The 13874-nt window shown below is 43.5% G+C and carries 15 protein-coding genes and 1 pseudogene; 11 read left to right on the top strand and 5 right to left on the bottom strand.

The features are described from left to right. Positions 1-140 precede the first annotated feature (140 nt). The 3 genes from SCACP_RS19570 (at position 141) to SCACP_RS19560 (ending at position 2316) form a co-directional block, all read left to right on the top strand. Positions 141-371 carry a hypothetical protein gene (locus SCACP_RS19570; RefSeq protein ID WP_425059165.1) on the top strand — a complete coding sequence of 77 codons (231 nt, stop codon included), beginning with the start codon at positions 141-143 and terminating at the stop codon, positions 369-371. 142 nt (positions 372-513) lie between these two features. Next, the gene (locus SCACP_RS19565; RefSeq protein WP_425059164.1) at positions 514-1977 is read left to right on the top strand and encodes an ATP-binding protein; all 1464 of its coding nucleotides are present in this window, start codon (positions 514-516) and stop codon (positions 1975-1977) included. Between the two features lie 129 nt (positions 1978-2106). Next, entirely contained in the window at positions 2107-2316 is a 210-nt protein-coding gene (locus tag SCACP_RS19560; protein ID WP_425059163.1) for a hypothetical protein, read from the top strand. 160 nt (positions 2317-2476) lie between these two features. Here SCACP_RS19560 and SCACP_RS19555 read toward each other — a convergent pair whose 3' ends face one another. Next, positions 2477-3010: a hypothetical protein gene (locus SCACP_RS19555; RefSeq protein ID WP_425059162.1), complete on the bottom strand. Its 534-nt coding sequence runs from the start codon at positions 3008-3010 to the stop codon at positions 2477-2479. A 750-nt stretch (positions 3011-3760) separates the two neighbouring features. After that, positions 3761-4192, bottom strand: coding sequence for a carbohydrate-binding protein (locus SCACP_RS19550; RefSeq protein ID WP_425059161.1), 432 nt, complete (start codon positions 4190-4192; stop codon positions 3761-3763). A 524-nt stretch (positions 4193-4716) separates the two neighbouring features. Between SCACP_RS19550 and SCACP_RS19545 the strand changes: the two genes are divergently transcribed. The 6 genes and pseudogenes from SCACP_RS19545 to SCACP_RS19520 all read left to right on the top strand — a co-directional run bounded on the left by SCACP_RS19545 (position 4717) and on the right by SCACP_RS19520 (position 10874). Continuing rightward, positions 4717-6684 carry a methyl-accepting chemotaxis protein gene (locus tag SCACP_RS19545; protein ID WP_425059160.1) on the top strand — a complete coding sequence of 656 codons (1968 nt, stop codon included), beginning with the start codon at positions 4717-4719 and terminating at the stop codon, positions 6682-6684. Positions 6685-6770: 86 nt separating this feature from the next. After that, positions 6771-7268 carry an HD domain-containing protein gene (locus SCACP_RS19540; protein ID WP_425059159.1) on the top strand — a complete coding sequence of 166 codons (498 nt, stop codon included), beginning with the start codon at positions 6771-6773 and terminating at the stop codon, positions 7266-7268. Positions 7269-7589: 321 nt separating this feature from the next. After that, complete coding sequence (locus SCACP_RS19535) at positions 7590-8525, top strand: sugar kinase (RefSeq protein WP_425059158.1); 936 nt, start codon at positions 7590-7592, stop codon at positions 8523-8525. Between the two features lie 292 nt (positions 8526-8817). Then, a complete protein-coding gene (locus SCACP_RS19530) occupies positions 8818-9108 on the top strand; it encodes a hypothetical protein (protein ID WP_425059157.1) in 291 nt (96 codons plus the stop codon). 76 nt (positions 9109-9184) lie between these two features. Further along, positions 9185-9589 (top strand): annotated as a pseudogene (locus SCACP_RS19525) (bifunctional 2-keto-4-hydroxyglutarate aldolase/2-keto-3-deoxy-6-phosphogluconate aldolase); the annotation flags it as partial. Between the two features lie 523 nt (positions 9590-10112). Next, the gene (locus tag SCACP_RS19520; protein ID WP_425059156.1) at positions 10113-10874 is read left to right on the top strand and encodes a tRNA threonylcarbamoyladenosine dehydratase; all 762 of its coding nucleotides are present in this window, start codon (positions 10113-10115) and stop codon (positions 10872-10874) included. A gap of 35 nt (positions 10875-10909) precedes the next feature. On the opposite strand, the gene SCACP_RS19515 is transcribed toward SCACP_RS19520, so the two are convergent. Continuing rightward, positions 10910-11101: a hypothetical protein gene (locus tag SCACP_RS19515; protein ID WP_425059155.1), complete on the bottom strand. Its 192-nt coding sequence runs from the start codon at positions 11099-11101 to the stop codon at positions 10910-10912. A gap of 437 nt (positions 11102-11538) precedes the next feature. Here SCACP_RS19515 and nifB point away from each other — a divergent pair, with 437 nt between their 5' ends. Then, the gene (nifB, locus tag SCACP_RS19510) at positions 11539-12780 is read left to right on the top strand and encodes a nitrogenase cofactor biosynthesis protein NifB (protein WP_425059154.1); all 1242 of its coding nucleotides are present in this window, start codon (positions 11539-11541) and stop codon (positions 12778-12780) included. Between the two features lie 23 nt (positions 12781-12803). On the opposite strand, the gene SCACP_RS19505 is transcribed toward nifB, so the two are convergent. Both SCACP_RS19505 and SCACP_RS19500 read right to left on the bottom strand, forming a co-directional pair. Beyond that, positions 12804-12965, bottom strand: a complete 162-nt coding sequence (locus SCACP_RS19505) for a hypothetical protein (protein WP_425059153.1) — start codon at positions 12963-12965, stop codon at positions 12804-12806. Between the two features lie 28 nt (positions 12966-12993). Next, the gene (locus SCACP_RS19500; protein WP_425059152.1) at positions 12994-13164 is read right to left on the bottom strand and encodes a hypothetical protein; all 171 of its coding nucleotides are present in this window, start codon (positions 13162-13164) and stop codon (positions 12994-12996) included. A gap of 185 nt (positions 13165-13349) precedes the next feature. Here SCACP_RS19500 and SCACP_RS19495 point away from each other — a divergent pair, with 185 nt between their 5' ends. After that, the gene (locus SCACP_RS19495; RefSeq protein WP_425059151.1) at positions 13350-13871 is read left to right on the top strand and encodes a hypothetical protein; all 522 of its coding nucleotides are present in this window, start codon (positions 13350-13352) and stop codon (positions 13869-13871) included. The last annotated feature ends 3 nt before the right edge of the window (positions 13872-13874 follow it).

The raw sequence follows: 13874 nt of genomic DNA, 5'->3' as shown, positions 1-13874 counted from the left end.
ACCAAGGGTAATTTGAAGCAAAGCCGGATTGTGAGTATTCGCGTATTGGCCTAATTGAGTATTAATACTCTTATGGCGCAAACTAATATACAGCGCGCAGTTGCCCTGGAGGTACTTGCTGATGACTTTCGGCTCTCTTGATGACAGAAAGAGATGTATATATCAATAGTAAGCTTAATCGCTGCATTGTTTATACTCATGGAATGGATTGGGGGGAATTATACCTTAAAATCAATATGATCTCCAACGCCATCTGTGATGGTATGATGTTGCTTATTTGCTTCTGGTTTGGAGTTGTTCTGCATGTCATTCCGGACATGCAGAATGCGGCTGTGAAAGCATTAGAAGAAGTGTTTGTTGCCGAAAAATAATAAATAGCAGTCCGCTTTTTGAAGGGCGGACTGTTATTTAAAAATTATATATTAATAAACATGATAAAAAATATAAAGTATAATTATATTTTTTATTGATAAAAATTAGAGTATAATTTAAAATTATCTAGGAGGTGATGTTATGCCGATAGTAACACCGGAAAATATCCTTAAACTTCTTTACGCTTATAATCCTTGGTGGAGAGATGGTTCCGTACCAACTGAATACTCAAAACCTGCGAAGCGCTTTGCATATTATGAGGCAGTAAAAATGCTGCAGCATACGGAAATCAAAAGGCACGTTATTTTATCGGGAGCCAGGCGGGTTGGTAAAACAACACTGCTTTTTCAAATTGTGGAGATGCTTCTGCAGCAAAAAGTAGAAGCTAAGAATATACTCTATATTTCCTTTGACCATCCGCTGCTAAAGTTTTGCAGTATGGACGAAATAATGTCCATCTATCAGACGAATGTTTCCGCAGATGATAATTATTACTTATTCTTTGATGAAATCCAGTATGCTGCCGATTGGGAAATGTGGCTGAAAGTATTTTATGACACGCATCCGGGTTGGCGGATAGCGGCGACAGGTTCTGCAAGTCCAGTGCTGGCCCAGGGAGCCAGCGACAGTGGCGTAGGCCGTTGGAGTGTGATTCACGTCCCAACACTGTCTTTTTATGAATACTGTGAATTAACAGGAGTAAGCGAGCTTCCCAAACTGGATAACGGATTAAAGCCTACAGCACTTTCCGGGCTGAAAAAGCCTCAATTAAATACGCTTATGAATCGGCTTATGCCACTTCAAAAGCACTTCCACCGTTATTTGACCGTTGGAGGATTTCCTGAACTGGCTTTGGCGAAAGACGATTATTACGCGCAAAGAATGCTGCGGGAAGATGTCGTCGACAAAGTTCTAAAGCGGGATATTCCATCCCTGTTTAGTGTTCGCAATGCAGCGGTTTTGGAAAAGGTCTTCCTTTATCTGTGTTTCCATTCATCAAATATTATCAACATTTCCGCCATGAGTAAGGAACTGGATAATACGCCGGTTGTCACGGTTTTAAACTATATTCAATTCCTGGCGAGGGCCAACCTAATTTATATTAGCAATCCGGTAAACATGGACGGAAAGAAGGTACTAAAGGCCAAGCCCAAGATTTACATTGCGGATGCGGCTATTCGCAATGCAGTCTTAATGCTCGATAATGTTCTTTTAGATCCGGTTGAAATGGGGATGATGGTTGAAACTTCGATATACAAGCACCTTGCTGCATTTTATTATCGAAACCGTACCAATGTAGGCTATTACCGCAAAACAAGCGGTACTGAAAAAGAAATTGATATCGTGGTGGAATTTCCTGCCGGGAAGATTATTACCGAGGTCAAATACCGGGAAAACGCCGAAATTAGAGAGAATGATGCAATTGTGGAAATGGCAAATAGCGAGAAAGAAGCGATAGTGGCGGCGTTAGTGATAACGAAACGGCCAGAAGACTACGGTATTATGCCGCATGAGACGAAAGTACCGGTAATGCGAGTTCCCGCGCATGCCTTTTTGTATTTGCTGGGTCATGCTGAGAAAGTGGGATATCTTGGGTTGAGGTGAAAGCACATCAGTATCGACACGTTTAAAATCATTTAAGGTGCAAAACTACCACCACTGAGGCGTATCATTGGTAGTTGCAACAACACGGTCACTAATTTAAGAAAGATATAGCCTCACTAGAGAAAAGGAGTGCCGGATGGTATTGACGTTTTAACAAGGCTCCATGGTAAAGGCTGCCGTGTTGCATCTGAGATACATCATCTGTTGCAAGGCGGATATGCATCGGCATTATACGCCAGATGGCAAAATCAAATGATAAAATATACCATGACCGGACATGGAGAGGGCCAGTCATATTTGTTTGAATATTTAGAAATTTATTTTAAAATAGAAAAATAATTGAATTTTTTTGTTGGATACAGGAAAAGGTGCTGTACGGCAATGATAAATGCTACTGCAAAGGTAATTTAACCAAAATCAGTGGTGAAGGTGAGTGAGAAATCTTTGCGCATCCCAGATTTGTTGGAAGGTTGGATCCATAATAAAATTGTCACAGGTGTCAATAATTGTCTTTTTCTTTGTCTTGTAGGTTATTAAGTGGTTTCGCAGCTGCAGGCTGTATGTGTGCTATATTATTCTCTGACTTAAAGAGCATGTCATTCTGCCAGATTTGATAGCCGTAAAGCACTGCTGCATGGGTTAAAGTGATAGGCAATGAAAAAAGGGGAGGAATGTTAAAGTCCATTATACCTCTACTAGGAAAAAAGTAGTTCAGTAAAAAGAAATTGAAACCTATGTCTAGGATTATATTAGTTAACATGTAGGTCCAGAATCGCCCCTCAGTAAATTTGAAGACCCACATTGTCAACACAGGTATAGTACCGTAAAAATAAGGTTCCATATAGTTAAAAGGAAAAAACGATTCCCGCAAAGTCCAGAATCCTAAGGTAGTTCCTACATCATAGATTATCGTTGTCGTAACTATGGCTAATAACCCAACAGGCATATAGCGTTTAATGTCTTCTTTCTTCATGAATATAAGGGTTAGCCAAGGAATTAAAAACATTGACCACATGATAATGATATTACTCAAATAAATCACTCCTAACCGCTATCTAGTGAATGTAGCTTTAACTTGACACTTGGATTATATACATCAGCTACCATGCCTGACGCACTGGCCGTGAATATGTATCAAGCCAATATGTATCAAGCCGGAGTTTAGCAATCTTTGGCTTTGAAATTCCGGGAAGCATTGCCGACCATAACAAAGCAACTCATGGGCTACGGTAATTCTCCGGTAGCGGCATATATTATCACCAATATTTAGTATATCCATTAATTTTAATCTTACGTTGATCTTATCTATAGGGAAGTAGCCATGAAAGCCATAACAATTCTGCAGCCGTGGGCAAGCATTATTACCTGCGACGCATTGAGCCGATGCATAAAATAAAAACCCCCGTAAAGGAGGTTTTAAGTGGTTATTTTAATATGGCGGTACCGTTTTTATCTATATGAAATCCAATAAAGATTTTTTTCTGGGCGTGTTGTTAGTAACTCAACTTTCGCAGAGCCAATTTTGGCTCTGCGAAAGTTGAGATAGAAATACTTCCAATCTAAATTTTTATATTATATACGACATTTGGGCACTAATGATGCTTATGACGCTGTTGAAGTCTCCCAAGTCATTGTTTTCGGCAATACACCAAAGAAAAAATTAAGGCTTCCCGGTCGTTTGACTGAGAAGCCTTTTTATATTCTGGCCGGAACCCCTTTCCAGACAAAATCTCTGTCTACGGAGCACCTTTTTGCCTATCTGGCACGGTTCGATAAGATTGCATTAGACCGATGACTTGAACAAACGGCAGATGGTCGTCTTGCATGTCGAAAGGTTCGAACGGCAACGATCAATTATGTCATCCCATATGCTGATCTCATCGGCAATTTCAAGAGAATAATTGTCATTTGGCGGACCGACAATAAAGGAGTAGTTGGCACCAGCGTTGTTGTCCCAGTTATTGGCGGCATCTTTGAAACAGACATGCAGGATATCGGCGTTTGGTGGGATAGGAATCGAAGCTTCAAAGCCATGGGCCGTTTTCGTCATTTTGTAGTCCCGGATGCTTTCCCAACTGCGTCCAAGGCCTACATGGGCATATACTTCCGTAGCGCCGCTTTTGGGAAGCAAGCCATTATAAATGATCCTGGAGATACTTTGGGCTGGAGGGACCGCAGGGTAAATGAATACACCATTTGCATGATATTTCGCCATTGAATCCCCTCCTATTATTAATTTAAATATAGAGACACAAATATAGTGTCTCTCAAATAGATGATGACATGCCTGTAAATCATTGTTAGGCACATATAGGTACTGTTTATGTTAAAATGCAGCAAGATGTGGATTTTAAGCAAATTTTAATAAATGTCAACGCCAATTGACTGGCAGAGAAATCGCCTATCTGACTGACGTGACCGGACGAATCGCAACAGGCTTAACCTGCGCCAATAACCTGAAACCAAGCTGCGCTAGACGCTTTCGCAAGCGGGAGTCTTAGGGCGAGCTAAGTCTCTTTTTATTTTATTCAGCATTTACTGAAGCGTTCTTTCTGTAATAAACATGAATTCCAAGGGCGACAGCTTGCTGAATGTAAATGCGTACTGCCGAGCCGGAAGTGGCTGAAATGAAAACATTGTAATAAGAATAATTATGGATAGATTATATATATTGTGTTATAATTTCTTCAAGATTTGGAAAATATTATTTGCTGAATCCGGAAGGTTGGGGTGAGGAAAATGTCAGTTAAAGCTAAAACGGTAATATTATTATTAATTTCACTTCTTGTAACCGGATTTATTGTTGGCGGTGCCGGTATCGCTGTTTTGTACCGTCAGACCATGAACAGCACGGAAGTGACCATGAATAATCAAGCCATCCAGCTTGCAGGGCAGGTTAGCGATCTGTTTAAGTCGTTTGCCAAGAGTGGCGAGCAGTTTGGTGCTGACGCCGATTTACAATCCGGCGATCAGTCCCGGATACAAGCGAAACTCAATATTTATATTGGAACGTCTTGGGGTGTTGACCGGCTGAACTTTATCGACTTGACAGGCAAGAGGGTGGCCTTGGCTCCCTTTGACGCTAAAGCTATAGGAGATAATCTCTCTGACCGCAAGTTTTTTAAGGATACTCTAAGTGATCAAAGATCGCATATAAGTGATGTAATTATAAATAGAGTAACAGGAGTTCCTTCGGTTATTGTAACGCAGCCGGTTAAAACGGAAACCGGCCAAATGGTCGGAATGGTGCTGCAAGCCGTTGATCTTGAGACGCTGCAAAACATTTTGGCTAAAATCAAAGTCGGATCAACCGGAGTGGCAGCTGTTGTTTCTCAGGATGGGGCAATAATAGCCCATACAAATAAAGATCGGGTGAAAGAGCAAAAGAAAATTCTTGATCATTTGTTACAGTCGTTAAAGGCGCAATCCGGGCATCTTGTCAGTTACACAGACTTAGCAGGCCGGGAATCGGTGGCATTATCCGTTCCTATTGATAACACGGATTGGGCGGTTGTTGTATCTTTACCGACCAGCGAGTTTAAGAACGGTTTCTACGCCAGCCTGACCTGGATGCTTGTCTCGCTTGTCGGCGGGCTTATCATTGTTGCTCTCATTGCCTGGGCATTTCTTTTGAAAACACTGCGTCCAATTGATGAATTGGCCCAAAAAGTTGGGAAGATTGGCGACGGAGACCTTACGGTGCGTATTAATTCAGATGCCAGTGACGAAGTCGGCAGGTTGTCAAGGTCGCTATCACAGGCAATAGACAACTTTAGGCAGACAATTGCCGGGGTAAAGGAACAAAGTGAAATTGTTGCGGCTTCTTCCGAGCAGCTTGTGAATGTAGCCGACGGTTCGTCAAAAGCCATAGAAGAGATTGCCGCCAGAGTCACGGCTATCGCCAGCAGCTCAGAATCTACTGAGAAACTTATTGGTGAAGGGGTGACAACCGCCGACCGTCTGGCTGGTGTGGCAAGCAACATGCGGGCTAAGGCTTCCCAGTTAACAAGTCAAGCAAAGCTTGCCGGGGAAACAACTGGTGAAGGCCGAACAGTTTTGAAAGTGGCTTCGGACGCTATTGACTCGGTCGTGGAATCTGCCGAAGGAAATATCCGGCTGGCTTTGGAAGTAAATTCAAAAACGGAAAAAGTTAAGGGGATTTTGGCCGTTATTGACGGTATTGCCCGCCAAACCAATCTACTGGCCCTTAACGCAGCAATAGAAGCGGCAAGAGCAGGCGAGGCCGGACGCGGATTTTCAGTTGTTGCCGAAGAAGTTCGAAAGCTCGCTGAAGGTACCGAACAGTCAGCTAAGGAAGTGGCGGAAATCATTAACGGAATGGTGGCAGATATTGCGAAAATGACTAAGGCGACCGAAACTACGGCCCCGCTTGCGGAAAGAGGAGCAGGCGCTATTCTGCAGGCTCAGGACGGCTTCGCGAAAATAGCTGGTACGGTGAATGATATTTTAAAGAACTCTCAGGCTACGCTGGCGGTGGCAGATGACGTTAATGGTATTGCCCGTGACATTGAGAAGGCGATGAAAGAAATCGAGCATCTCACGAACCAAGCAGCCGTTTCTGTTCAAAACGTTGCCGCATCTTCGGAAGAAATGACATCGCAATCTGAAGAAGTAGCCGCAAGTGCCCAGCGGCTCGGACAAATCGCACAATCTTTACGAGAAGCGATAAGCCGGTTCAATGTTTAATACTGATATTAAATTTGCACCACATTGCGCCGCAGAAGAAAGTTATGGTTGGTTTGTGTGTGACTGACATTAGGAGGAGATAATACTTGTTTAGGGATGTATATATTGAAGAGCTAAAACGTCACTTTGGAGAGGACCAACGGCGGATCAATCATGCGCTTAAGGTTTTGGGCTATGCTGAAACTATCATGGACGGAGAAGGCGTAGACGAGTCTATGCGGAAGATTATTACGATAACCGCATTGCTTCATGATGTCGGTATTAAGGTTGCTGAAGCAAAATACAATTCTGCGGCCGGCCGTTATCAGGAAATGGAAGGGCCACCTATTGTAAAAGAAATTATGGAGCGGCAAGGCGAAAGGCAAGATACCATTGATAGGGTCACCTACATTGTCGGTGGACATCATACGCCAGCTAAGAATAACGGATTGGATTTCCAGATAATCTGGGAGGCCGATTTGTTGGTAAACATTCAAGAAGAGGGTATTGACACTAATGTGGTGCATGTACGCAAGATTATTGAAAAAAACATTAAGACGGCTACCGGCTGGAAGATAGCCCGAAAGATATACGCGATTGATTAGTAGTTATAAGTTTCTGAAGCCGATAGATATATATTGACTTATGATTTTTTGGTATTATCATTGATAAAAAATGATAAAGGTATTTATTCGCAATCTATATGAAATCCAATAAAGATTTTTTTCTAGGCGTGTTGTTAGTAACGCTCCACCGCTGGCGCTTGACTTACGCTTATACTAACAACACGCCTGTACATCTTTATTGGATACTATATAGAAACCGGTAAACTGAACCGGTAACTAAAGACACATACTAAGATCGAGACAGAAAAACCAAACCAAGCAGCAAAATAACAAGGGATGTTTGATGGGGGAGGAGGGGTTATGAGTAAAATTCTTACAATCGGCGAGCCTATGGCTCTGTTTGTAGCCGAACAAGAAGGACCACTGGAAGAAGTGGAACGCTTTTCGCGTTTTGTCGCCGGTGCTGAAGTCAACTTTTCGATCGGTATGGTGCGTCTGGGTCACCAGGTTACCTATGTTACCAAATTGGGAAATGATCCGTTTGGTAAACAGATTGAACAATTCTTCCGGCAAAACGGTATTGATACCATGTATGTAACTCATGATGACCGTTACTTTACAGGTATGCAATGGAAACAGAAAGTTTCAAGCGGTGACCCGCAGGTATTTTCACTGCGCAGAAATTCGGCAGCATCACACATGGATATGCAAACAATAGCCGACTTGCGTTGGGATGGCTTTGACCTCATTCATTTAACCGGTATTCCGCCTGCATTGTCAGCCGGTTGCCGGCAGATTGTGTACGAACTTATGGCACAAGCACGGGCAAAAGGTGTGCAAATATCGTATGATCCAAACTTGCGGCCCGGTCTCTGGCCTGATAAAGAAGAAATGGTGCGGGTGATCAACGACCTGGCGTGCCGGGCCGATATCGTTTTCCCTGGTATTGAAGAAGGGAAATTGCTGACAAGGAGAGAGGATGTCCAGGAAATAGCAGATTTTTATCATGCTGCCGGCGTAAAAACTGTTGTTATCAAGCTTGGCGGGGAAGGTGCATATACCAGTTCAGGAGACAAGCGTTTTTACACACCGGGCTTCCGGGTTGAGAAAGTTATTGATACGGTTGGTGCAGGCGATGGTTTTGCAGTTGGTGTGGTTAGTGGTCTGGTGGAAGGATTGACACTACAGGATGCTGTGAAGCGGGGAACGGCCATTGGCGCTTTAGCTGTCATGTCGCCTGGCGACAATGACGGATTACCCAACCGGGAAGAACTGATTGCATTTATGGCACGGTAAATCGGCAGGGGTCAAGCCAAAAGAATTACCATACGCGTAACAAGAGCATAAGGAAGCCTATCCATAGACAACTGGAAAAAAGCATGATGTGCCGAATTCGGTACATCATGCTTTTTTCCATTATTGTTGCTGCTTACATTGATAATATATAACGAAGGATAACATTTTGCTTGTATAATGTCTTTCATTGCTGACGTTTGGCAGGAGTATGATATAATAAATATGATAAATTTTAACAGATGTTGTAGTTAATGAAGTTTAGACTACAGATTCCTGGCGGGAGGCAGATATTATGGACCCTATGGAAGATTATAAATATTTGCTGGCGCTGCATTTGCGGGACATTAGTAAACGTTACGGTTTGCTATATTGTGACATCATTAGCAGCAAAATACCACCGGAGGCTCAAGTGGCGTACAAGGGGGGGCTGGCCCGTTTATTTGAGTATATGAGTGCACGGCACGGTCTTGAAAATGCCGATATTTTAGCCGTCCATGATACCGTTCTCGAGACTGTATTTACAGAGTTTATTACCGAAGCTTTAGTTAATTCTGTCTTGGATAACCCTAAAGCCTTGCATTAACTGAGAAAAATCCGTTAAGGTTACCAGCGGAACCGGACAGGAGCTAGTGTTGACAAAGGAAAGGGTGTAAAACATTATCGCTATTTTGGCAGGTGCTCAATATGTTGTCAGTCCGTCACTAAATAACGAAACCATTAAATTGTGCAACCGTTATCAGGTACCGATTATGGCCGGCCGCATGACCATCAAAGAAATAGTAGAGGCAATGGAAGCCGGTGCTGATATTATTAAGCTGTTCCCTGGCGAGACACCACTGGGCGCATCTTTTGTAAAAGCGCTTAAAGGGCCGCTGCCTCAGGCTCCGGTTATGCCGACCGGCGGGGTAAGTCTTGATAATGTGCAGGACTGGATTAAAGCCGGCTGCGTTGCTGTGGGCGTAGGTGGCAACCTGATTGCCGGTGCCAAAAAAGGTGACTATGCTTCCATCACTGAGATTGGTAAGCAGTTTATTGAAAAAGTTCGTCAGGTCCGCGGTAAATAACGTTACTATATGAAATTCAATAAAGATTTTTTTCTGGGCGTGTTGTTAGTAACGCTCCACCGCTGGCGCTTGACGTACGCTTATACTAACAACACGCCTGTACATCTTTATTGGATACTATATTAAGCGAAAGTCCTGTGGCGGATAAATTAAATAAGCAGCGGGAAACTGGCGAAGGCCGGGTTCCCGCTGCTTTCGTTTATTTGAACCCTAATTTACTTAAGGCTTTCCGCATTAACGGAAAGTTTTTCTATTGTCTCTGGCAATCGTGGTCTAAATTTCCGCAAACATCATATACTGTTTATTGTGGTATCAATTTAGGAGGTGGCAGAATGCTGGTGCATATTCAGTGCGGCGCGGTTATGGAGGTAGACCAGGAAGGTAATCATGTTTGCCCGAAATGCGGTAAGGTTATACGGCCGCGCGTTTCCCGCAAGTAGGCGGGAGGCTAGGCGGTTGACTGTTCTGGGGAATTTTGTTAAACTAATAAAACGCACGGACATCGGATGTAGAGGGTGACAATATGCTGCATGAGTTTTCCCGGACAGAACTGTTAATTGGCGTTGAAGGTCTGCAAAAACTGGCGCGTAGTAAAGTTGCTGTTTTCGGTATTGGCGGGGTTGGTACGTTTGTAGTTGAAGGGTTGGTCCGTTCGGGGGTAGGCAAGTTTGTGCTGGTGGACGATGATTGTATTTGCTTGACTAATATTAACCGGCAACTGCACGCAACCAGAAAAACAATCGGCAAGCCCAAAGTTGAAGTTATGCGCGAGCGGATTCTTGCCATAAACCCCAAGGCTGAGGTAACCGTTTTTCAACAATTCTATATGCCGGATACGGCTGATGGGTTAATCGCCGATGATTACGACTATATAGTAGACGCCATTGACACCGTTACTGGCAAAATTGACCTGGTGCTCAAGGCCAAGGCCAGAAATATCCCGGTTATATCTTCTATGGGAGCGGGTAATAAGCTTGATCCGACCAAATTTGAAGTAGCTGATATTTATAGTACTTCAGTCTGCCCCTTGGCCAAAGTAATGCGGCAGGAACTTAAAAAGCGGGGCGTAACTTCGCTTAAGGTAGTTTATTCCAAGGAAGAGCCGCTTAAGCCGGTTGAAACTGAAAATTCCAGTTGCAGTGTTGGTTGTGTTTGCCCGCAGGGAACAACGCGCAAATGCACGTCACGCCGGCAGATTCCCGGCAGTATTGCCTTTGTACCATCTGTTGCCGGCCTCATAATTGCCGGCGAAGTAGTCAAAGATATCGTTTTCGACAGAGTATAAAAAAGCTTTATGGGTTTACGGCCCATAAAGCTTTTTTATTTATTCTTGCGTTTTTGGCTATATACTTCCCAGGCATCCATAATCTTTCTACGGGAAAACTCCAGGCGTTTGGCGGTTACTTTGCTGCCATTGCGTTCATTGTCAGCGGCTATGTCGTAGAGGGTGTTGTTGAGAGCCGATACAATGGCTGCCAGGAGTTCATGTACTTCATCTTTATCAGATTCCATGTGCTAAAGCCTCCGTTGTTTTAGATTGTCAGCAGTTTGCTGCGGCCAATATTCATATAGGATTATAGTCGGATATTTATGGAAATGCAATAGGAAATTACTCCCGTCAATGACAATTATCGAAAAATCAATTTTCTGAATTATAGTAGAGATATTGCAGGTAGCTACTATCTATGCTATATTAAATTTAATAAATAGTACTTTTCGGCGATGATGCTATGAGTGATTAGTATGCTCATGGTTTTTTGTTATTGGCTGTATAACACCTTATACTGCCGATAGGCAGTGCTATATACTTACACAGTCGAATTGAGACAAACGAATACTACATCCAAAAGCAACGGGGCTTACTGCATTAAATATGCGGTAAGTCCTTTTGTCTTTTACAGCAAACTATAATCTTCTATACTACATTTAGGAAAGGAGGTGGCCGCTCTATGCCGAGCGTGCTAACCGATATACATCCGTGCTTTTCGCTCAATGCTCAAACCCAATATGCCCGCATGCACCTGCCGGTAGCTCCCAGGTGCAACATAAGCTGCAATTATTGCAGTCGCAAATTTGATTGCTATAATGAAAGCCGCCCAGGCGTGACCAGTGAGGTGTTATCGCCTATTGAGGCCAAGCACAAATTCGAGCGCGTCAAGGCTGAGATTCCCAACCTAAGTGTAGCCGGTATCGCCGGACCGGGGGACGCCCTGGCCAATTGGGAAGAAACCAAGGCTACTATTAATTTAATAAAAGAAGCTGATTCAAAAATATTAATCTGTTTGTCGACGAATGGACTTCTGTTGCCCGAATACGCGCCTGAACTTGTTAAAATGGGCGTAAAGCATGTTACTGTTACCGTTAATTGTATTGATCCTGCGGTCGGAGCACAAATCTATGGTGCTGTTCATTATCAGGGTAAGCGGTATGTAGGAGCGGAAGGCTCCAAATTGTTGTTAACAAACCAGCAAGCAGGAATCATGTATTTGACAGGCCATGGTGTTCATGTAAAAGTCAATATCGTTATGATCAAGCTAGTTAATGATTGGCATGTGCCTGATGTTGTTAAAAAGGTAAAAGAGCTTGGGGCTGCTTTAACCAATATCATGCCGTTTATTCCTGCGCCAGGAAGTGTATTTTCCGGATTGCCGCAAACAAGCATGCGTGATATTGTAGCTGTCAGGTCGGCGTGTGCCAGCGAACTCAATCAAATGACCCATTGCCGGCAGTGCCGGGCTGATGCCATTGGGATGATCGGCCAGGACCGCGCCAATGAGTTTAGAAGCTGCTTAAGCCAGGCTGAACCGGTAGAGACCAAACCGGTTTCTTTTGTTGGTCATTATAAGGTTGCTGTAACTACTAAATACGGTAAATTGGTAGATCTCCATTTCGGTCAGGCTGATGAATTTCAAATTTATCAGGTAAATAACAGTCGATATGAACTTGTTGAGACACGCCATTTAGCCAAATACTGTGCCAAGGGCGATGACTGCAGTCAGGAAGACAAGCGGCGAAGCGCCATTTTGGCGGCGCTGGCTGACTGTGATGCTGTACTTACCATGCGGATTGGCTACCAAGCGCAAAAACGCTTGCTCAAAAAAGGTATTATGTCGGTGGAATATTGTTATACCATTGAGAGCGGTTTAGCCTATACTGTTGAGCAACTGGACATGAAGGCAGCTGCCGTTTAAAAAAAGAAGCGGCAACTGCCGCTTTAAAATATTTGATGGGCCTGTCCGTTAACGTGGCGCGTGGGATGGGCCTTTTTAATATTTTCCTGAATTTCGTGGTTGGTACGAGGGTTAGCTTCTACTATGACCGTGGCAAGGTTTTTGCTAAACCCTTTACCGTGAGCGTATTTAATCATGGTTTTCACGACGACAGCACCTCCTGACTGTTGTAGATTACCTGTCGGTGCGCTGGTAAAGTTCGCGGTATTTTTTAAAGATAGGGTCTGAGGTCAGATCGCTATCCAAGCTGAGGTCGAGTGCGGCTTTTGGGCAAAATTCTGAAGAAAATTCGCAAGAACTGCTTTCGATGCAATTATTGCAACCCGTAGTTTTACTTTGCAGCACAAAAATCACCTCCTGACTCTAGTCTTCCGAAAACAACCGGTGGATTATTAGCAGCTGGTTATGCCAATTTTTGATAATATTCAATCTGATTATTAATACTACTGCTGAAGGAGATTTACTGACTTATGTCAAAAAAATATTCTTAAGCGTTGATATTTGGCTATAAGGAAAAGTGGTGAATAACTATGCAAACCGGCAAAATTGGTCAGCCGTATCAGGTGGGTGAAGACAAGCTTGAAGAAAGGATCATTTACCGGTTGGACAATGATGGGCATAACCTGCTTATAAGTAAAGCCGGAATTACCCCTGAGGAAGTAGAAACCATTCAAAACGGTACAGCCGAATTCAGAATATATATTGATGGTCCAATAATTTTTTTCTTATTTAAGTTCGGCAGAGACAGTTGGAATGATGCGCCGTACTCTTGGCATACAGTACCGCGTAATGCCCGTGGCTATCCGGAACAAGCCGCAGATGCCGCCACACTTAAAATCAACGTAGTTGACGCGGCCGATGGTATTGTCCGGGGCGTGCGTCAGGTGGCATTTACCAGTGAGTTTGCCGGTAAGCTTAATGCAGCCATAACGGCTCAGGCCAACGGCAGTTTTAATGGCTTGTCTTATGCCAAACACCTGAATATGGTGTATAACCAATATACGGCCGAGGATATGGCAGAGCTGGCCGATGTACGGATGGTGTCTTGGTAAAGT

It is taken from the genome of Sporomusaceae bacterium ACPt (assembly GCA_041428575.1).
In the GTDB taxonomy this organism is placed as follows: Bacteria; Bacillota; Negativicutes; order Sporomusales; family Sporomusaceae; genus Sporomusa_D; species Sporomusa_D carbonis.
This window is presented reverse-complemented; position numbering and strand designations above follow the sequence as displayed.

What these genes read in the sequence shown, in the direction of transcription:
- SCACP_RS19570 (WP_425059165.1), top strand. Translation starts at nt 141, where the DNA reads ATGACAGAAAGAGATGTATATATCAATAGTAAGCTTAATCGCTGCATT.
- SCACP_RS19565 (WP_425059164.1), top strand. Translation starts at nt 514, where the DNA reads ATGCCGATAGTAACACCGGAAAATATCCTTAAACTTCTTTACGCTTAT.
- SCACP_RS19550 (WP_425059161.1), bottom strand. Translation starts at nt 4,192, where the DNA reads ATGGCGAAATATCATGCAAATGGTGTATTCATTTACCCTGCGGTCCCT.
- SCACP_RS19545 (WP_425059160.1), top strand. Translation starts at nt 4,717, where the DNA reads ATGTCAGTTAAAGCTAAAACGGTAATATTATTATTAATTTCACTTCTT.
- SCACP_RS19535 (WP_425059158.1), top strand. Translation starts at nt 7,590, where the DNA reads ATGAGTAAAATTCTTACAATCGGCGAGCCTATGGCTCTGTTTGTAGCC.
- SCACP_RS19530 (WP_425059157.1), top strand. Translation starts at nt 8,818, where the DNA reads ATGGACCCTATGGAAGATTATAAATATTTGCTGGCGCTGCATTTGCGG.
- SCACP_RS19520 (WP_425059156.1), top strand. Translation starts at nt 10,113, where the DNA reads ATGCTGCATGAGTTTTCCCGGACAGAACTGTTAATTGGCGTTGAAGGT.
- SCACP_RS19515 (WP_425059155.1), bottom strand. Translation starts at nt 11,101, where the DNA reads ATGGAATCTGATAAAGATGAAGTACATGAACTCCTGGCAGCCATTGTA.
- nifB (WP_425059154.1), top strand. Translation starts at nt 11,539, where the DNA reads ATGCCGAGCGTGCTAACCGATATACATCCGTGCTTTTCGCTCAATGCT.
- SCACP_RS19495 (WP_425059151.1), top strand. Translation starts at nt 13,350, where the DNA reads ATGCAAACCGGCAAAATTGGTCAGCCGTATCAGGTGGGTGAAGACAAG.